This is a genomic window from Streptomyces sp. NPDC001406 (genome assembly GCF_042895285.1).
GTDB lineage: Bacteria > Actinomycetota > Actinomycetes > Streptomycetales > Streptomycetaceae > Streptomyces.
Genome location: NZ_JBIAWG010000004.1, coordinates 276,152 through 293,387 on the forward strand (window position 1 = coordinate 276,152; position 17,236 = coordinate 293,387).

General features: G+C 71.7%; 19 protein-coding genes. 8 read left to right on the top strand and 11 right to left on the bottom strand.

The window, feature by feature from the left end; genetic code table 11:
- Window positions 1–2 precede the first annotated feature (2 nt).
- Window positions 3–617, top strand: coding sequence for an ATP/GTP-binding protein (locus ACFY1J_RS11570; RefSeq protein ID WP_390731125.1), 615 nt, complete (start codon window positions 3–5; stop codon window positions 615–617).
- 48 nt (window positions 618–665) lie between these two features.
- On the opposite strand, the gene ACFY1J_RS11575 is transcribed toward ACFY1J_RS11570, so the two are convergent.
- Complete coding sequence (locus ACFY1J_RS11575; protein WP_390731126.1) at window positions 666–1,445, bottom strand: SDR family oxidoreductase; 780 nt, start codon at window positions 1,443–1,445, stop codon at window positions 666–668.
- A gap of 170 nt (window positions 1,446–1,615) precedes the next feature.
- Here ACFY1J_RS11575 and ACFY1J_RS11580 point away from each other — a divergent pair, with 170 nt between their 5' ends.
- On the top strand, window positions 1,616–2,632 hold the full coding sequence (locus ACFY1J_RS11580) for an NAD-dependent epimerase/dehydratase family protein (protein ID WP_390731127.1): 1,017 nt from the start codon (window positions 1,616–1,618) through the stop codon (window positions 2,630–2,632).
- Between the two features lie 15 nt (window positions 2,633–2,647).
- Here the strand turns inward: ACFY1J_RS11580 and ACFY1J_RS11585 are convergent, their stop codons facing one another.
- On the bottom strand, window positions 2,648–3,760 hold the full coding sequence (locus tag ACFY1J_RS11585; RefSeq protein ID WP_390706006.1) for a sensor histidine kinase: 1,113 nt from the start codon (window positions 3,758–3,760) through the stop codon (window positions 2,648–2,650).
- 2 nt (window positions 3,761–3,762) lie between these two features.
- Window positions 3,763–4,530 carry a response regulator transcription factor gene (locus ACFY1J_RS11590; protein ID WP_390706005.1) on the bottom strand — a complete coding sequence of 256 codons (768 nt, stop codon included), beginning with the start codon at window positions 4,528–4,530 and terminating at the stop codon, window positions 3,763–3,765.
- Window positions 4,531–4,645: 115 nt separating this feature from the next.
- Here ACFY1J_RS11590 and ACFY1J_RS11595 point away from each other — a divergent pair, with 115 nt between their 5' ends.
- A complete protein-coding gene (locus tag ACFY1J_RS11595; RefSeq protein ID WP_390731128.1) occupies window positions 4,646–5,353 on the top strand; it encodes a glycosyltransferase family 2 protein in 708 nt (235 codons plus the stop codon).
- On the top strand, window positions 5,350–5,967 hold the full coding sequence (locus ACFY1J_RS11600) for a DUF2064 domain-containing protein (protein WP_390731129.1): 618 nt from the start codon (window positions 5,350–5,352) through the stop codon (window positions 5,965–5,967). The genes ACFY1J_RS11595 and ACFY1J_RS11600 overlap by 4 nt, the downstream gene beginning before the upstream one ends.
- A gap of 22 nt (window positions 5,968–5,989) precedes the next feature.
- Here ACFY1J_RS11600 and ACFY1J_RS11605 read toward each other — a convergent pair whose 3' ends face one another.
- Window positions 5,990–6,448 carry a hypothetical protein gene (locus ACFY1J_RS11605; RefSeq protein ID WP_390706004.1) on the bottom strand — a complete coding sequence of 153 codons (459 nt, stop codon included), beginning with the start codon at window positions 6,446–6,448 and terminating at the stop codon, window positions 5,990–5,992.
- Window positions 6,445–7,674, bottom strand: coding sequence for a molybdopterin-dependent oxidoreductase (locus tag ACFY1J_RS11610; protein ID WP_390731130.1), 1,230 nt, complete (start codon window positions 7,672–7,674; stop codon window positions 6,445–6,447). The genes ACFY1J_RS11605 and ACFY1J_RS11610 overlap by 4 nt, the downstream gene beginning before the upstream one ends.
- A 113-nt stretch (window positions 7,675–7,787) precedes the next feature.
- Between ACFY1J_RS11610 and ACFY1J_RS11615 the strand changes: the two genes are divergently transcribed.
- Complete coding sequence (locus tag ACFY1J_RS11615; RefSeq protein ID WP_390731131.1) at window positions 7,788–9,182, top strand: hypothetical protein; 1,395 nt, start codon at window positions 7,788–7,790, stop codon at window positions 9,180–9,182.
- 73 nt (window positions 9,183–9,255) lie between these two features.
- On the opposite strand, the gene ACFY1J_RS11620 is transcribed toward ACFY1J_RS11615, so the two are convergent.
- Window positions 9,256–11,172 carry a collagenase gene (locus tag ACFY1J_RS11620; RefSeq protein ID WP_390731132.1) on the bottom strand — a complete coding sequence of 639 codons (1,917 nt, stop codon included), beginning with the start codon at window positions 11,170–11,172 and terminating at the stop codon, window positions 9,256–9,258.
- A 146-nt stretch (window positions 11,173–11,318) separates the two neighbouring features.
- Window positions 11,319–12,278 (bottom strand): LysR family transcriptional regulator, encoded by a 960-nt coding sequence (locus ACFY1J_RS11625; protein WP_390706000.1) that lies wholly within the window; start codon window positions 12,276–12,278, stop codon window positions 11,319–11,321.
- A 197-nt stretch (window positions 12,279–12,475) separates the two neighbouring features.
- Between ACFY1J_RS11625 and ACFY1J_RS11630 the strand changes: the two genes are divergently transcribed.
- Together ACFY1J_RS11630 and ACFY1J_RS11635 are read left to right on the top strand one after the other, a co-directional pair.
- Complete coding sequence (locus ACFY1J_RS11630) at window positions 12,476–12,688, top strand: hypothetical protein (protein ID WP_390731133.1); 213 nt, start codon at window positions 12,476–12,478, stop codon at window positions 12,686–12,688.
- 106 nt (window positions 12,689–12,794) lie between these two features.
- Entirely contained in the window at window positions 12,795–14,240 is a 1,446-nt protein-coding gene (locus tag ACFY1J_RS11635; protein ID WP_390705998.1) for a glyceraldehyde-3-phosphate dehydrogenase, read from the top strand.
- A 75-nt stretch (window positions 14,241–14,315) separates the two neighbouring features.
- Here the strand turns inward: ACFY1J_RS11635 and ACFY1J_RS11640 are convergent, their stop codons facing one another.
- Both ACFY1J_RS11640 and ACFY1J_RS11645 read right to left on the bottom strand, forming a co-directional pair.
- Window positions 14,316–14,744: a hypothetical protein gene (locus ACFY1J_RS11640; RefSeq protein ID WP_390705997.1), complete on the bottom strand. Its 429-nt coding sequence runs from the start codon at window positions 14,742–14,744 to the stop codon at window positions 14,316–14,318.
- Window positions 14,745–14,777: 33 nt separating this feature from the next.
- Complete coding sequence (locus tag ACFY1J_RS11645; RefSeq protein WP_390705996.1) at window positions 14,778–15,251, bottom strand: SHOCT domain-containing protein; 474 nt, start codon at window positions 15,249–15,251, stop codon at window positions 14,778–14,780.
- Between the two features lie 439 nt (window positions 15,252–15,690).
- Between ACFY1J_RS11645 and ACFY1J_RS11650 the strand changes: the two genes are divergently transcribed.
- Complete coding sequence (locus ACFY1J_RS11650; protein ID WP_390705995.1) at window positions 15,691–16,260, top strand: potassium channel family protein; 570 nt, start codon at window positions 15,691–15,693, stop codon at window positions 16,258–16,260.
- A 21-nt stretch (window positions 16,261–16,281) separates the two neighbouring features.
- On the opposite strand, the gene ACFY1J_RS11655 is transcribed toward ACFY1J_RS11650, so the two are convergent.
- Both ACFY1J_RS11655 and ACFY1J_RS11660 read right to left on the bottom strand, forming a co-directional pair.
- Window positions 16,282–16,488, bottom strand: coding sequence for a hypothetical protein (locus ACFY1J_RS11655; protein WP_316754361.1), 207 nt, complete (start codon window positions 16,486–16,488; stop codon window positions 16,282–16,284).
- 168 nt (window positions 16,489–16,656) lie between these two features.
- Entirely contained in the window at window positions 16,657–17,175 is a 519-nt protein-coding gene (locus ACFY1J_RS11660; RefSeq protein ID WP_390705994.1) for a hypothetical protein, read from the bottom strand.
- Window positions 17,176–17,236: the final 61 nt, after the last annotated feature.

Here is a 17,236-nt window from a genome sequence, read left to right on the forward strand (position 1 = left end):
TCATGGCCAGCCAGATCCGCCGGACGGGCCCCGGCTCCGCCGCCGGGGCGGTCGTCGCCCCCGACACCGTCAAGATACTGATCGCGGGGGGATTCGGAGTCGGGAAGACCACCATGGTCGCGTCGGTCAGCGAGATCGTCCCCCTGCGCACCGAGGAACCGCTGACCACCGCGGGCCTCGACGTCGACGACCTCGACGGGATCGAGGAGAAACGGTCCACCACGGTGGCCCTGGACTTCGGCCGGATCACCATCGGCAGCGATCTGGTGCTGTACCTGTTCGGCACCCCCGGGCAGCAGCGGTTCTGGTTCATGTGGAACGACCTGGCGGTGGGGGCGCTGGGTGCCGTGGTGCTGGTCGATGTCCGCCGGCCGCGGGCCAGCTTCGCGGCCATCGACTTCTTCGAACGGCGGCGCATCCCGTTCGTGGTCGGCGTCAACGGCTTCCACGGGCTCCACCCGTACACACCCGAGGAGGTCCGGGATGCTTTGGCGCTGCCCGAGGGCACCCCGGTGCTGCTGTGCGACGCACGGGAGCGTGAGTCGTCGCGCGACGTGCTGACCGCCCTGATCGACCGGCTGATCGCCGCGGCCGTCCGGGCAGGCGGGAAGGGCTGAGGGGAGGGCCGTAGCGTGCCACGGCCTGCCCGGCGCCGCCCGCCCGTCTCAGCAGGTCGGCACGAGTCCCCCGTCGATGCGGATGTCGCTGCCCACGATGTTCGCGGCCCTGTCGCCCGCCAGGAAGACCACCAGGTCGGCGATCTCCGAGGCCCGGGAGAAACGGCCGCTGACCGTGGCGGCCGCCGCTCGTGCCACCACGTCCTCGGGGCTCAGTCCCGCCGCGGACGACACGGTGTCGGCCACTCCGCCCCCGCCCAGCCACAGCTCCGTCTCCACCGGTCCGGGGCTGACGCTGTTGACCCGCACGCCACGCGGTCCGAACTCCTTCGAGAGCGCCTTGGAGAAGTTGACCAGGGCCGCCTTGGCCGCGCCGTAGTCGATGACCATGGGGTCCGGGAGTTCGGCGTTGACGGAGCCGATGTTGACGATGGAGCCGCGTCCCGCCTCCAGCATCCGCGGCAGCACGGCCCGGGTCACCGCGACCGTGGCGAACAGGTTGAGATCGAGGGTCTGCCGCCACTCGGCGTCGGTCACGGCGAGGAATCCGCCGGGGCGCGCGGGGGCCGCACCCACGTTGTTCACCAGCACATCGATACGGAGCCCGGCTTCCGCCGCCAGCCGCTCCGCGCTGTCCGGCTCGGTCAGGTCGAGCGGGATCCAGCGGGCGGCTCCGCTCTTCACCAGCGCGTCCAGTCCGGGGGTGGAGGTTCTGGCGGCCGCGACGACCTGGGCCCCGGCCGCCGCCAGCGCTTCGGCCACGGCCAGTCCGATCCCCTTGCTCGCACCGGTGACCACGGCCGTTCTGTCCTGCAGTTCCGCTGCCATCGCCCGCTCCTCGCTGCGGATGGGTCCCTTCCTCTCCAGACTGACGCCGAACGGCGGCCCCCGCCCGGGCTGCGCGACGCGGCCACGGCGACGGCGTCCGTCCTTACGGAGCGATGACGTGCCGGGCGCGCTCGTGTCGTGCGGTGGTGGCGCGGACCTAGCGTGTGGGTATGCGTGTACTGGTCACCGGCGGTGCCGGGTTCATCGGGTCCCATGTCGTCGAGGCGCTGGTGGCGCGCGGGCACGAGCCCGTGGTGTTCGACGTGCGGGCGGACACGGGCGGCGACGTGCGTGACGGGGCCTCGGTCGCCCGCGCCCTGGCCGGCGTCGACGCCGTCTGTCACCAGGCGGCCATGGTCGGTCTGGGCCAGGGCTTCGCCGACGCGGCCGAGTACGTCTCCCGCAACGACCTCGGCACCGCCGTACTGCTCACCGCCATGGCGGACGCGGGGGTACGGAACCTGGTGCTGGCCGGGTCGATGGTGGTCTACGGGGAGGGGCGCTACGCGTGCGGGCGGCACGGGGTCGTGCGGCCCGGGCCGCGGACCGTGGCCGACCTGGACGCGGGGCGCTTCGAGCCGGTGTGCCCGAGGTGCGGTGCGGAGCTGTCCCCCGGGCTGGTCGGTGAGGACGCGCCGGTCGATCCACGGAACGTGTACGCCACGACCAAGCTCGCCCAGGAACATCTGGCGGCCGCCTGGGCGAGGGCGACGGGCGGGTCGGCCGTGTCGCTGCGCTACCACAACGTGTACGGGCCCGGGATGCCCCGGGACACCCCGTACGCCGGCGTCGCCTCCTTCTTCCGGTCCGCACTGGCCCGCGGCGAGGCCCCGCGTGTCTTCGAGGACGGCCGCCAGCGGCGGGACTTCGTGCACGTACGGGACGTGGCGGCGGCCAATGTGGCGGCGCTGGAGGCCGATTCGGCCGCCGGTGCGCTCACCGCGTACAACACGGGCAGCGGTGAGCCGCACACCGTCGGCGAGATGGCGGGGGCGCTGGCCGTCGCGTACGGCGGCCCCGAACCCGTCGTCACCGGGGAGTACCGGCTGGGCGACGTACGGCACATCACGGCGGACTCGTCGCGACTGCGGGTCGCGCTGGGCTGGAAGCCCGAGGTCGGTTTCGAGGCGGGGATGGTCGAGTTCGCGCGGGCGCGGCTGCGCGGGGAAGAGCCCGGCACACGGTGACCGTCGCGCCGCGCGTCACCGCTCGGCCGCGGGCAGGGTCACCTCGAAGCGGCAGCCGCCGGGGATGTTGCGTACGGCGGCCCGGCCCTGGTGCGCCTCGACGATCCCGCGGACGATGGCCAGGCCCAGGCCCGCCCCGGCGGGCGGCGTGCGCGCGTGCGTGCCGCGCCAGCCGGTGTCGAAGACCCGCGGCAGGTCCTCCTCCGGAATGCCGCCGCAGCCGTCGGACACCGACACCACGACGCCGTCCGGACAGCGCTCGGCGGCCACCGCGACCGTCCCGTCGGCCGGTGTCCGCCGGATCGCGTTGACCAGCAGATTGCCCAGCACCCGGCTCATCTCCTTGCCGTCCACCTCGACCGGCACGGGTTCGACCCGGTCGCCGACGAGCCGCACCCCGAGTTCGCGGGCGAGCGGATCGACTCCCGCGAGGGCGTCGCCGACCAGGTCGTACAGGGAGATCCGGGACGGGGACAGGGCAAGGGTGCCGGCGTGGATGCGGGAGAGTTCGAACAGGTCGCCGACCATGTCGTTGAGCCGCTCCACCTCGGTGCGGATCTGCTTGAGATAGCGGTCCGGGTCGGCGGCCACGCCGTCCTCAAGGGCCTCCGCCATGGCCCGCAGGCCGGCCAGCGGAGTGCGCAGGTCGTGCGAGATCCAGGCGACGAGGTCGCGGCGGGAGGACTCCAGGGCGCGCTCGCGGTCGCGGGACTCGGCGAGCCTGGCGCTGGTGGCCGCCAGTTCCCGGCTCAGGGCGGCGAGTTCGGCGGTCGCCGGAGCGTCCGGCGCGGCGAAGTCGCCGTCGTCGCCGAAGGAGCGGGCGGCGAGCTGGAGTTCACGGCTGCGGGCGACGACCCAGCGGCCGAGCAGCAGCGCGGTGGCGAGGGAGACGACGGCCGCCATCGCGACGACGGTCGTCACGACGCTCAGGTCGTGCGCCGACAGGAACATCGCCTCCGCCACGGCCAGGGTCCCGGCGAACATGGCGAACACGGCGACGGAGGCCACCACGGTGAGCGAGGCGGTGAAGGACCGCTTGCGGATCAGCCGCAGGACGAGCGCTCCGGCGAGGCCGGTCGCGGCGGCGCCGAGGAATGCGTACAGGGCGATGAGGAGGGCGTCTCGCACGGTCAACTCCCTTCCTGTCCACCGGAGTCGAAGCGGTAGCCGACGCCCCACACGGTCTGGATGAGGCGCGGGCTTGCCGGGTCGTCCTCGACCTTGCCGCGCAGCCGGCGGACATGGACGGTGACCGTGGACAGATCACCGAAGTCCCAGCCCCACACCTCGCGCATCAGATCCTCGCGGCTGTAGGCCCTGCCGGGATGACGCAGGAAGAAGGCGAGCAGGTCGAACTCACGGAGCGTGAGGGCGAGTTCGACGCCGTTCTTGGTGGCACGGCGGGCGCCGGGGTCGACTTGGAGGCCGGCCGCGCCGAGCGGGCCCGTACCGGCGCCGGGCCGGGTGCGCCGCAGCACCGACTCCACCCTGAGGACCAGCTCGCGGGGGCTGAACGGTTTGGTGACGTAGTCGTCCGCCCCCACCTCCAGGCCCAGGATGCGATCGTCCTCGTCGCCGCGCGCGGTGAGCATGATCACCGGCACCGGGCCGTGCCCGCGCAGCCGGCGGCACACCTCCAGGCCGTCCATGCCGGGCAGCATCAGGTCCAGGACCACCAGGTCCGGCCAGTGCGCGCCCGCCCGGGCGAGCGCCGAGGGCCCGTCCGGGGCCCGGTCCACGACAAAGCCCGCGCGGTTCAGATAGCCGGAGACGACCTCGGCGACGGTGGGATCGTCGTCCACGACCAGGACGCGGGCGCCCTCGCCCGGCCGCCTCGTGGCGGTCGCCGGCTCATCGGCTTCGGTCGCCGGGCCATCGGCTTCGTACGGCTGCTGCATGCGTCCAGCCTCGCACCACTCCACCCGCGCGTGCGGTCCACCAGGGCGGTCCGGCCCCGGACGTCCGTGTTTCGTAAGGAGCGGAAGCCCGATATGCACCATTCGCGTTCGTAGGGTGAAGGCCGTGACGATCTCTCCTCCCTCCCCGGACGTCGACGTTGTCCTGCCCTGCCTGAACGAGGCCGAGGCCCTTCCCTGGGTTCTCGCCCGTATCCCCCGGGGCTGGCGCGCACTCGTCGTGGACAACGGCTCCACCGACGGCTCGGCGGACATCGCCCGCGCACGGGGCGCGACCGTGGTGCACGAACCCCGCCGCGGGTTCGGCTCCGCCTGCCACGCGGGCCTGGCCGCCGCCACCGCGGACATCGTGTGCTTCTGCGACTGCGACGCCTCGCTCGACCCCTCGCTGCTGGCACCCTTCGTCGGCGAGGTGTGCGCCGGCGAGGCGGACCTGGTGCTCGGCCGGCGGCGGCCGCAGGGCCGGGGCGCGTGGCCGCCGCACGCCCGGGCGGGCAACCTCGCGCTGGCCCTGATACTGCGCCGCCGCACCGGACTGCGCCTGCACGACCTCGGCCCGCTGCGCGCCGCCCGCCGCGAAGGACTGCTGACCCTCGCCCTGACCGACCGGCGCAACGGCTACCCCCTCCAGATGGTCGTGCGTGCCGCAGACGCGGGCTGGCGCATCGCCGAGCACGACGTGCCGTATCGGCCGCGGTCCGGCGTCTCCAAGGTGACGGGCACCTGGCGCGGCACCTGGCAGGCGGTACGGGACATGCGCCGCGTGCTGGCCGAGCCGCCCGTCCGAGAGGGGATCCCCCGGTGACCACACTGCTCGTCATCGCCAAGGAACCGCTGCCGGGGCGGGTCAAGACCCGGCTGACGCCGCCGTTCACCGCCCAGCAGGCGGCGGCGCTCGCCGAGGCGGCCCTCGCGGACACCCTGCACACCGTGGCGGCCACTCCCGCCGCCCGGCGTGTCCTCGTCCTGGACGGGGCGCCCGGCCCCTGGCTGCCGCCCGGCTTCACCGTCGTACCGCAGTGCGCGGGCGGGCTGGACGAGCGACTGGCCGGCGCCTTCGCCCGGTGCGACGGCCCGGCCCTCCTCATCGGCATGGACACACCGCAGGTGACCCCGGATCTGCTCACGGTGGACTTCGCCGGCTGCGACGCGTATTTCGGTCCCGCCGAGGACGGCGGGTTCTGGGCCCTGGGGCTGGCCGAGCCCGACCCCGGACTGCTGCGGGGCGTACCCATGTCGACGCCGGTGACCGGAGCCGTCCAGCGGGAGCGGCTGGTCGCCGCGGGCCTGCGGGTGCGCGACCTGCCCCGGCTGCGCGACGTCGACACCGCCGCCGACGCCCACGCCGTCGCCGCCGCGGCACCGTACGGCCGGTTCGCGGCCCGGCTGGCCCGGCTGACGGCGGTCGCGGGCCGATGAGCGCCGCACTCAAGCCCGGTGCTCAGTGGGTCTCGGGCGGCCGGTGCCTCGTCGCCCTGCGCAGTCGCAGCACCAGCAGCAGGGCCGAGCCGCCGAACAGTACGGCGGTGACCAGCAGCCAACGGGTCGGGAAGCCGTCCGTCGACAGGCCGGCGGCCAGCCGGTAGCTGCTGTCCATCTGACCGCTGATCAGGGGGAACCACATCAGGAGCAGGAGCAGGGACAGGGCCGCCGGGACCCGGACGTACATCGCCCACTCCCGGCGATCGGTCGCGTCCAGGCCCCGGACGACGGCGCGGTCGGCCGACGAGTACAGCGGCAGCAGCACCAGGTCGTGCAGCAGTGCCGCGCCGACGAACCACAGCGCCACGCCGAGCCAGTCACCCGCCAGCAGGCGCACCCCGGCGTATCCGGCCAGCGCGAACGAGCAGCCGAGCAGCAGCAGTTGCAGCGGACTGCCGAGCGGGATCCGGCGGGTCATCCGAGGTCTCCGAAGGTCATCCGGGCCACCCACTTGGTGTTGAGGACACCGGGCGCCGCGGGAACGATGATCCGCGCCGGATAACCGTGGTCGAGGGTCAGGTCCTCGCCGTTGGCGTACAGAGCGAGCAGCGAGCGCGGGTCCGCCACCTGGTTGGCGCGCAGCGCGGCCTTGCGGAACGCGCCGTGGCGCTGCAGGGACTCGATGAACACGTCGGGCGGACTGCCGTCGTGTCCGACGAGGGCCGCGAGGTCGCGCAGGCGGACCCCGCGCCACCACTGGTCGCCGGTCGACCAGCCCTCGACACAGGCGATGGGCAGCGCGGAGCTGTGCAGGGGCAGCCGGGCGAGTTCGGCGCGGCCGAGCCGGACGGTTCCGGTGCGGCCGGTGACCACGAGCCGCCAGGCGTCGTCGCTCGTCTCCGCCGCGGTGATGTGCGCGTACGCGGCCGTCTTGTTGATCTGGAAGCCGCCGGGGCCGCTGCCCGGGTCGGCCCAGCCGTGCGGCGCGAGCAGGGCGGTCGCGCGCAGCGGCTGGTCGAAGCTGCGGCCGGCGCTGGTCGCGAACAGCAGCAGGGAGCCACCGCCGACGAACCACAGCGCGCCACGCCGGGAGACGGTGGGCGGACCGGGCCTCGGCGACACCAGCTCGCCCTCCTCCCGCAGCCCGCGCAGGGTCCTTACGGCCGTGGGCAGTTTGAGCGCGGCGTGCGCGACGAAGGCCGCGAAGAAGACCCAGGCGCCGTAGAAGTGCAGGGGGTAGAAGGAGCCGGGAAAGATGTAGTCGAGCTGGATGTTGAGGACGCCTGTCGTGAACTCGAACAGCGCGCCCCCGACCAGCAGCAGCAAGGAGACCCGCTCCAGCGCGTGGGCCACGGAGCGGGCCGGTGGCAGCGTGAACAGCTTCGGCACGACCGACCACAGCTTGGCCAGCAGGACCGGGATCAGCGTGAGCCCGAGGGTGACGTGCACGCCCTGGGTGAACCGGTAGAGCCAGTGCGGGCTCGTCGGCCAGGAGAAGAGGTAGAAGCCGAGGATGCCCTTGTCGGGGGTCATGTCGTTCACCGGCGACAGGTCCGGGTTGTAGGCGGCGTAAGAGACCAGCCCGGTCACGAACAGCACGGTGATGCCGGCGAGCAGGACGACGCCGAGCACGGAGGTGAGCCAGGGGCCGCGCACGGAGCTGCGCCAGAAGCCGGGCGAGGTGGGGAGCCGTTGGTCGCGCATGATCAGACCGTAGGGCGGGAGCACCCCCGCACCCGGCACGCAACTCCTGACGAAACGCTGACGTCCGGCCCATGCGCCGATGTTCCGGCCGCCTTTCGGCCTAGCGTTCCGGTGTGACCCGCGCCCATCTCCGCGACCTGTGTGCCGTCGCGGCCGCCGCCCTGCTCGTCCTGACGGCCGTCGTCGTCGGCCGCCACATCCAGGACGCCCATCGCACCCTGTTCGTCCACTGGCCTCCGCTGTTCGCCGACTGGGACCCCCATATGGGGCCGGGCACTTTGGCAGCCCTCGTCGTGGCGGTGGCCGTGATCGCCTACGGTCCGCGTCTCGCCCTGCGGCTGCCGTGGCGGGCGCTGCTCGTGTCGGCCTGGGGCGCCTCGCTCGCCTGGACCTGGTCGCTGGCGCTGGTCGACGGCTGGCAGCGGGGCGTCGCCGGCCGGCTCACCACCACCAATGAGTACCTCCGGGTCGTCGACCGCTTCCACGACATCCCCGGCACCCTGCGCGACTTCACCCACCACATCCTGGCCCAGTCGCCCGCGCCCTGGCCCGCCCATATCGCCGGCCACCCCCCGGCCGCGACGGTGACCTTCGTCCTGCTCGACCATGCGGGTCTGCGGGGCGGGGGCTGGGCGGGAGCCTGGTGCATCACCGTCGGCACCACCGCCTGTGCGGCCGTGCTGGTGACGGTGGGGCTGCTGGCGGGACGGGAACTCGCCCGGCGGGCCGCGCCGTTCCTGGTGCTGGCACCGGCCGCGGTGTGGGTCGGGACGTCGGCCGACGGATACTTCGCGGCCGTGGCCGCCTGGTCCGTCGCGCTGCTCGCGGTGGCGGTGGCCGGGCGGTCGGGGGCCAAGGCACGGGCCGCGGCCACGTTCGGCGCGGGGCTGCTGTTCGGTCTGACCTGCTATCTCTCGTACGGCCTCACGCTGTTCGCGCTGATCGGTGCCGCCGTGGTGCTGCTCGGCCGGGTCCGGGCCCATGACCTTCTCCGAGGGCTGCCGTTCCTCGTGGCGGGCCTCGCCGTGGTGCCGCTGCTGTTCACCCTCGCCGGCTTCGACTGGTGGGAGGGGTACCGGCTTCTGGTCACGCGCTACCACCAAGGAGTCGGCGGCATCCGTCCCTACGGCTACTGGGTCTGGGCGAACCTGGCTTGCACCGTGCTGACCGTCGGATTCGCGACCGCGGCCGGTCTCGGCCGGGCCGGTTGCGCTCTGGTCCGCGACCGCACCGCCCTGCTGCCCCGTCGGTCGCGGGAAACCGCCGACGTGGCCGACCCGGCCGTCGCTGCCGACGCACGCCTCGCCCTGCTCGTGTTCAGTGCGCTGGTGGCACTGCTCGTCGCCGACCTCTCCGGCATGAGCAAGGCGGAGACGGAACGCATCTGGCTGCCGTTCGCCCTGTGGCTGCTGCCCTCCTGTGCGCTCCTCACCGGCCCGCGAGCCTGGCTCACCGCACAGGCCATCCTCGCTCTGCTCATCAACCACCTTCTATTCACAGGTTGGTGATGGAGCATAAGCAACTCGCACGGACGATGCGGCGGCAACCTCCCGGTCGCCGCCGCTGTCCGTAGGGATCGGACTACGGGGTGGCGCAGGCGCCGGTCGCGCACGCCGTGAGCCACTGGTCGAAGTCGTCGTCGTAGCGGGTGCCGATGCCGGTGGCGTAGACGTCGTATCCGCCCTGGTAGTCACCCACCCGGAAGCGGGCGAGCATGCTCTGGATGTCCGCCGGGTGCTTCTCGAACATGTAGCGGGCCGCCAGATAGCCCCACGGATAGGTGCGGGTCACATCGCTGTTGGCGTAGGTGTTCTGGAACAGCGTGCTCAGCCGGTAGGTGTGCTTGCCGGCCTCGGCGACTGCCTGGTCATCGGTGATTCCGCGGTATCCGTAGGAGACGTACTCGGCCAGGCCCTCGATCCACCAGACGTCCGGGACCGACGTCTGCCGGCCGAAGTCGCCCAACATGTCGTCACGGGCGTCCAGGAAGTGCGTGTACTCGTGGTTGAGGTTCCATATCCGGGCCGGGAAGCCGTTGTCGTAGTTCTTCTGGTACATGATCGAAAGCGGTTGGTTGGCCGGGTCGGACGGGTCTCCTTCCAGGGTGATGCCGCCGTTGTCCGTGCTGACGCCGTAGATCGCCCCGGCGTAGGTCTGGTAGTCGGCCCGGCTGGCGAAGACGACGAGGTGGATGGTCGACACGTACTGGCCGGGTATGGGTCCGTCGTCCTTGACCAGGCCGTGGAAGTAGGCGTCCTGGCCCAGCACACTGGCGCAGGCGGCGTCGAGGTCGGCCGCGGTGAGCGACTGCGCGCGGATGGTGTGCGCGGAGTCGCAGGTGTGGGTGATCGGCAGGGCGGCCCTGGTCAGCAGGCCGGGCAGGTCGCACACGCCGTAGTACGAGCAGTTGGCGCGGTCGTAGGCGTCCGCCTGCGTCGCCACCGCGACCCACAGCCCGGCCGTGGGGCCGGTGATCGCCGAGGTGTCCAGCAGGTCCTTGGCCAGAGGCCGGACGATCGCCTGCAGCGCCGGGTGCTCGACGTAGCGGGCGAGGTTCATCCCGGCGTTGGAGTCCAGGTAGGCGCGGTCGGTGCCGAGCAGGTCGAGGTGGTCGTGCGCGAAGGTGTCGAGGGTCTCGACGACGCTCGGGTCCGCGGCGACCGCGTCGACGTACTCCGGGTTCCAATTGCCGCGCCAGAGAGGGGTGTAGACGTCGTTGACCGCCGCGACCATGGCTGCGACGTCGTCGTAGGAGCTGTCGTAGTCCTGGAGCATCCGCTGGTAGACGCTCAGATAACGGGCCTGCTGGTCGGCGCTGTCGGTGAGGATGACGACCTCGCCCAGCACGTCGCCGTTGGCGGCGGTGACGTCCCGTGAGTGCCGGCGGGCGAAGAAGGCGTCCAGGCCGCTCGTGGTGGCCGTGGTCAGGCGCGGGCCGTAGGGGCCGACGTCGGTCGGGTGGTTGAACTGCACGTAGTAGCCGGCGCGCAGGAACAGGACGAGTTGCCACACGCGGTCGGCGTTGTCACCGCGGTAGGTGCGCGCGGCGCGGGTGAAGGCGTTCGCGACGGTGACCATCTGGGACTGGCGGAAGACATCGTGCGCGGCCGAACCGGTCACCGTGAACAGGGTGTTGACGCACTCCGTGGTCGAGGCCCTGACCAGGGCGACGAGTGCGGCACCGGTTCTGCTGCCGAAGTCGGCGGGTGTGCAGGAGGCCGCCTTCTTGGTGGTTCGCGGACGGACGGGCGCCGGCTGCAGGGGTGGCAACTGGGCGGGGCTGAGCTGCCGGTCCTGTACGGCGGGACGGTCGGCGGTGCGGACGGTCGAGCCGGTCGGCGGCGGGGCCGGCGTCGGCCTGTGCGGGGTGGTGACTGCGGTGCTGTCGGCCGGGGCGGGGGGCGCTGCGAGAGCCGGCGTCGACAACAGGCCGGCGACGGTGACGCAGACGGCGAGAACGCCGGCCTTGCGTCCGGGCAGCGCGGAGCGATAGCGCATCTGGGCTCCTCCACGGATGGATGCGCCTCTATGGGGGTTGGTGAGGCGTGTCCAGCACTGTGCCAAGGGCTGCGTGCGCCAACAATGGCATGTGACATAGCACATGACATACGACGGCCCATAACATCCGGCACCGGCGGCCTCGGCTACTTGCCGGCACCGCTCCAGGTGCGCGCGGCCCAGGACCTCAAGTGCGGTGACTGCGCGACGAGTTCGCGATGCGCGGCGACGGCTGACCGGAACAGAGTCTCCGCCAGCTCCTGGTCCACCGCGCCCGGCCGCCAGGCCAGTACGTAGCGGCACCACAACGGCGTACCGACCAGCGGTTTGACCACGACCTGCGGGATCGGCCGCATGGTCGGCTGGACGAGGGACACACCGAGTCCGTCGGCGATCATCCGCTGCAACTGCAGCTGGTCACCGAGGAATTCGTGCACGGTCACCGGGGTGAAGCCGGCCGCCTCGCAGGCCGTGTAGAAGACTCCCGGCCACCCGGCGCCGTCGTCCGGTGTCACGAACCACGCGTCCTCGGCCAGGTCGGCCAGCGACACCTGGGCGCGGTGCCGCAGGCGGTGGCCGGACGGAAGAGCCACGAAGGTCGGCTCGGTGACGATCCCGCGGTGCGTCACCGCGGCCGAGTGCCGCAGCTCCATGCCGGGGTAGTCGGCGGCGATGGCCGCGTCCACCGTGCCCTCCTCCAGCAGCTCGACGATCCGCGAGGAGGCGTACACGCTGTTCACCGAGAGGTCGACGTCCGGCAGCCGGGCCCGGAACCGGGACACCGCGCCCGACAGCACCGGCGAATTGGTCGCCGCCACCCGCAGGGTCCTGCGCGCCTTCGGGGCACCGGGGACCGGACGGTGGCCGATCGTCTCGACGCGGGCCAGGACGTCGCGGGCCTGGGTGAGCACCTCGGCGCCGTACGGTGTGGGCCGCACCCCGGTGGCCCCGCGCTCGAACAGGGGCTCACCGAAGTGCCCCTCGATCCGGCGGAGCTGGGTGCTGATGGCCGGCTGCGAGTACCCCAGGTCCGCGGCGGCCCGGCCCACGCTCCCCGCATCGGCGATCGCGCACAGCACGCGCAGATGCCGAAGCTCCAGCTCCATCCGTCCACTCCTCGTCCATCGGCTCCGCCGGCGGGGTCCCTCGGCTCCGCCGCCGGTCAGGAAGCGTTTCATCCCGCCGTGGGGCACACAAGGCGGGGCCCCGCGCCGTGTCCGGCACGCGTCCCACCTCGTTGGACGGGCCGTATCGCCCGAGCACCGTGGGCGCGTGCGAGGCGCCCGGTGAGGAGAGACGGAACGTGACGAAGCACACGACGCGAGTACCGGCGGTCCTGCTGCTGGCCGGCGCCGCTCTGGCCGCCACCGCGGCGCCGGTCCTGGCAGCCGGCTCGGGGGCGGGGGCGTCCGATCAGCCCGTCGCCAGGCTGATCGGCCAGGAGGGCGGGCCGCTGGTCGAGTGTGCCGTCGACAGCGGGCTCCAGCACTGCCGGCCGATGAGCATCAATCCCTGACCGGGGCACTCACAGGGGTCCAGAGGTTCACTCCGATGACCCGTTTGAATGATGAAAGCAGGGTGGCGCTAGCATATGAGCGCCACCTAGCTCGAAAGAGATTCCTGTGACTGTCAACGACGACTCGTTCACCGACTGGAAGAACCGCGAAGAGATCGCGGAGTCCATGATCCCGATCATCGGAAAGCTCCACCGGGAGCGGGACGTGACGGTCCTGCTCCACAGCCGCTCCTTGGTGAACAAGTCGGTGGTCAGCATCCTGAAGACGCACCGGTTCGCGCGGCAGATCGACGGCGAGGAGCTCACGGTCACGGAGACGCTGCCGTTCCTGCGGGCTCTCACCACGCTCGACCTCGGCCCGTCCCAGATCGACATCGGCATGCTGGCCGCGACGTACAAGGCCGACGACCGTGGCCTCACGGTGGAGGCGTTCACCGCCGAGGCCGTCGCCGGTGCCACGGGCGCCAACAAGATCGAGGGCGGCGAGGGCCGCGATGTCGTCCTCTACGGCTTCGGCCGCATCGGCCGCCTGGTCGCCCGGCTGCTGATCGAGAAGTCCGGCTCCGGCAACGGCCTGCGGCTGCGCGCCATCGTGGTGCGCGGCGGTGGCGACCAGGACATCGTGAAGCGCGCCTCGCTGCTGCGCCGCGACTCCATCCACGGCCAGTTCCAGGGCACGATCACCGTCGACGAGGCGAACAGCACGATCGTCGCCAACGGCAACGCGATCAAGGTGATCTACGCCAACGACCCGACCGAGGTCGACTACACGGCGTACGGCATCAGGAACGCCATCCTCATCGACAACACGGGCAAGTGGCGCGACCGCGAGGGCCTGTCGCAGCACCTGCGCCCCGGTATCGACAAGGTCGTCCTGACGGCGCCCGGCAAGGGCGACGTCCCGAACATCGTCCACGGCGTCAACCACGACATGATCAAGCCGGACGAGCAGATCCTGTCCTGCGCGTCCTGCACCACCAACGCGATCGTGCCGCCGCTGAAGGCGATGGACGACCGGTTCGGCGTGCTGCGCGGCCACGTGGAGACCGTCCACTCGTTCACCAACGACCAGAACCTGCTGGACAACTACCACAAGGCCGACCGCCGCGGCCGCTCCGCGCCGCTCAACATGGTCATCACCGAGACCGGTGCCGCCTCCGCCGTGGCGAAGGCGCTCCCCGACCTCAAGGCGAAGATCACCGGCAGCTCGATCCGGGTGCCCGTGCCGGACGTCTCGATCGCGATCCTCAACCTGCAGCTCGCGGACGAGACCACCCGTGAGGAGGTCCTCGACCACCTCCGCGACGTGTCGCTGACCTCGCCGCTCAAGCGCCAGATCGACTTCACCACGGCCCCCGACGCGGTCTCCAGCGACTTCATCGGCTCGCGCCACGCGTCGATCATCGACGCCGGCGCCACGAAGGTGGAGGGCGACAACGCGATCCTCTACCTCTGGTACGACAACGAGTTCGGCTACTCCTGCCAGGTCGTCCGCGTCGTCCAGCACGTCTCCGGGGTGGAGTACCCGACCTACCCGGCGCCGGCGGTCTGATCCGGTCCATTTCCTGCCACGGTGCCCCGGCCGAGATCACGGCCGGGGCACCGTCGTCCTGGTGTGGGGCGGGTGTCAGGCGGGTTGTGACGGCTGTTCGGTCGGGGACACGCACAGCGCCCAGATGACGAAGCCCGAGAAGGCGATCATCACGATCGACCAGATCGGGTAGTACGGCAGGGAGAGGAAGTTGGCGATGATGAGGAGCCCGGCGATGGTCACGCCGGCGACCCGCGCCCACATCGACCTCTGGAACAGGCCGAAACCGACGATCACGGCGACCGCGCCCAGGATCAGGTGGACCCAGCCCCAGCCGGAGAGGTCGAACTTGAAGGCGTAGTTGGGTGTCGTGACGAACACGTCGTCCCGGGCGATCGCCATGATGCCCCGGAAGACGTCCAGGATCCCGGCGATCATCAGCATGACGGCCGCGAACGCCGTCAGGCCGCCGGCCCATTGCTGCTTGGTCGTCTGCACTTGCGTCGTGCTGCGTGGAGCGGTCATGCCCGTGCCTCGTTTCCCTATCGTCGGATGTGCTCAGCGACCGGAGGTTGACTGGACGGTTCCGCTCGGGCCGCCCACCGGTCCGGAGTCGCTCAGGACCAGTGCCTTCGCCCTGCCGTACTCCTCGTCCGTGATGTCGCCACGAGCACGCATCTCGGACAACTTGGCCAGCTCGTCGATGCTGCTGGGCCGGCCCCCGCCGCCCTTGGCGGTCTCGCGGATGTAGGAGTCGAAGGCCTGCTGCTGTGCGCGTGCCTGCTCCACCTCCCGGCGCCCCATGCTCTTGCCGCGGGCGATCACGTAGACGAACACCCCCAGGAACGGCACCAGGACCACGAACACCAGCCAGCCGGCCTTGCCCCAGCCACTCATGGAGTCGTCATTGAAGATGTCCACGACGATCCGGAACAGCAGGATGAACCACAGGATCCACAGGAAGAACCACAGCATGGTCCAGAAGGCGCTCAGCAGCGGATAGTCGTACGCCAAGTACATCTGCGCGCTCATTTGGTCTCCTCCGTTCCGGGCGCTCGCCCGGCAGCCGGCCTCTGCCGAATTCAGCGTGCCCACGGCAAGGACGGGTCGGCCTCACCCGGGGAGGGTGATCGTGCCCGCCCTCTCGGGGCACCGGCTCGGTGTGCGTTCCCCGCTTCGGTGGAGGCCGCCCCGTCGGGAGTGTGCTCCGGTCCGGGACCCGGCTCCGGGCCGCGTGACTCGGTCATGGCTCCTCCTCACGCGATCGGACGGGTCGCCCCCGGACCGCCGACGGGGCGGTGTGCGAGGACCTCGCCCGGCCAGCGTCCCCCCTGCCGTCGCCCACCGGGTCACCCTCGGCGGGTGATCCCGCCGCACCGCGGTGACGATGAGGGGAAGGCGGACGCGCCCGCCGGTTCCCGGACGATCCGAACGAGGAGTTGTCCGTCGCGATGGAGCGTGGAGGCACAGGATGAGCGGCCCGTTCGACGGCCCGACGCGGGCGACGCTGCTGGCTGTGACGCGTACGGTCCTCATCACGGCCGCGCTGGTCACCGCCTACTACGTGCTTCCCATGCGCGATCTCAGCATGACCGCCACCTCGGCGCTGCTGCTGGGCGGGGTGCTGGCGGTGCTGGTGGTCTTCGCCTGGGAGGTCTGGGCCATCCTGCGCTCGCCCCACCCACGGCTGAAGGCCGTCGAGGCCCTGGTCATCACGCTGGCACTGTTCCTGGTGCTCTTCGCCAGTGCCTACTACGTGCTGGACGGCACCAGCCCGGGGTCCTTCAGCGAGCCGCTGACCAAGACGGACGCCCTGTACTTCACGCTGACCACGTTCGCGACCGTCGGCTACGGCGACATCACCGCCGTCTCGCAGCTGGGGCGTGTGATGACGATGCTCCAGATGACCTGCGGCCTGCTGCTCGCGGGCGTCGCCGTACGGGTCCTGACGAGCGCGGTGAAGGTGGGGCTGCGCCGGCGGGCGAAGGAGCCGCCGCCCGAGCCGGACGCCGGGCGAGGGGCCGGACGGGACAGCCCGTGACCGTCACGCAGGCCGTGACGGTCACGCCGGCCGTTCCGGCAGTCGCCGCATCTCCAGCACGCGCAGCCCCAGCGACTGGCAGCGCTTCAGCAGCCGGTAGAAGTGGGCCTCGTCGACTACCGGGCCGATCAGAACCGTCTGACCGGCCAGCGCCGCATGGTCCAGCTCGGGGAAGGCCTTGGCCAACGTCTCGGACAGGTGTCCTTCGATGCGGATCTCGTAGCGCATGAGGCGGCTCTCCCGCGGGCTGTCCGGGGCAGGCGGACCGTTCCCCCTGTCTGTGATCGTCCGCCTCGGGGTGGCATCCGGCCTCACCCGGTTCGGGTGACCTGCCAGGGCTTCGCAGCTTCGAGCCTTCAGGCCTTCGAGGCTTCAGACCTTCAGGCCTTCAGGCCTTCAGGCCTTCAGGGCCAGCTTGAACGCGATGATCAGCAGGCCGAGGACCAGGTTGACCACGGCGGTGGCGGCCGACTGCCGCCAGGAGGCACCCGCGCGCCGGGCCGCCGCCACCGACCAGCCCACCTGCCCGGCCACGGCCACCGCGAGCGCCAGCCAGAGCGTGCCCTGCAGATCGAGGCCCAGTAGTGGGCTCACGGCCACGGCCGCGGCCGGCGGGACGGCGGCCTTGACGATGGGCCACTCGTTGCGGCACACGTGCAGGATGGTCCGGCGGTCCAGGGCCATCTGTGCCAGACGTTCCCCGAACAGCTCGGCATGCACATGCGCGACCCAGAACACCACGCCCGTGAGCAGCAGCAACAGCACGAGCTCCACGCGCGGGAACGCGCCCAGGAGGCCTGCGCCGGCCACCACGGAGGCGGCGAGCATGGAGCCGTAGACGCCTCCCGTGTAGTCGGCATGGGCCCGACGCTCCGCACGGCGTGCCGGGGAGGTGGCGCGTTCGGACGAGGCCATGGTGGTCTCCGCGGGTTCTCAGCGGCCCAGGGACGCAGGTGGAGTGCCCAGGGCTGCCGGT

Bases quoted from the DNA above. Each gene is read 5' to 3' on its own strand.
- ACFY1J_RS11660 (WP_390705994.1), bottom strand. From the start codon at position 17,175: ATGGCCTCGTCCGAACGCGCCACCTCCCCGGCACGCCGTGCGGAGCGT.
- ACFY1J_RS11580 (WP_390731127.1), top strand. From the start codon at position 1,616: ATGCGTGTACTGGTCACCGGCGGTGCCGGGTTCATCGGGTCCCATGTC.
- ACFY1J_RS11645 (WP_390705996.1), bottom strand. From the start codon at position 15,251: ATGAGCGCGCAGATGTACTTGGCGTACGACTATCCGCTGCTGAGCGCC.
- ACFY1J_RS11620 (WP_390731132.1), bottom strand. From the start codon at position 11,172: ATGCGCTATCGCTCCGCGCTGCCCGGACGCAAGGCCGGCGTTCTCGCC.
- ACFY1J_RS11625 (WP_390706000.1), bottom strand. From the start codon at position 12,278: ATGGAGCTGGAGCTTCGGCATCTGCGCGTGCTGTGCGCGATCGCCGAT.
- ACFY1J_RS11650 (WP_390705995.1), top strand. From the start codon at position 15,691: ATGAGCGGCCCGTTCGACGGCCCGACGCGGGCGACGCTGCTGGCTGTG.
- ACFY1J_RS11590 (WP_390706005.1), bottom strand. From the start codon at position 4,530: ATGCAGCAGCCGTACGAAGCCGATGGCCCGGCGACCGAAGCCGATGAG.
- ACFY1J_RS11640 (WP_390705997.1), bottom strand. From the start codon at position 14,744: ATGACCGCTCCACGCAGCACGACGCAAGTGCAGACGACCAAGCAGCAA.
- ACFY1J_RS11605 (WP_390706004.1), bottom strand. From the start codon at position 6,448: ATGACCCGCCGGATCCCGCTCGGCAGTCCGCTGCAACTGCTGCTGCTC.
- ACFY1J_RS11610 (WP_390731130.1), bottom strand. From the start codon at position 7,674: ATGCGCGACCAACGGCTCCCCACCTCGCCCGGCTTCTGGCGCAGCTCC.
- ACFY1J_RS11575 (WP_390731126.1), bottom strand. From the start codon at position 1,445: ATGGCAGCGGAACTGCAGGACAGAACGGCCGTGGTCACCGGTGCGAGC.
- ACFY1J_RS11570 (WP_390731125.1), top strand. From the start codon at position 3: ATGGCCAGCCAGATCCGCCGGACGGGCCCCGGCTCCGCCGCCGGGGCG.
- ACFY1J_RS11655 (WP_316754361.1), bottom strand. From the start codon at position 16,488: ATGCGCTACGAGATCCGCATCGAAGGACACCTGTCCGAGACGTTGGCC.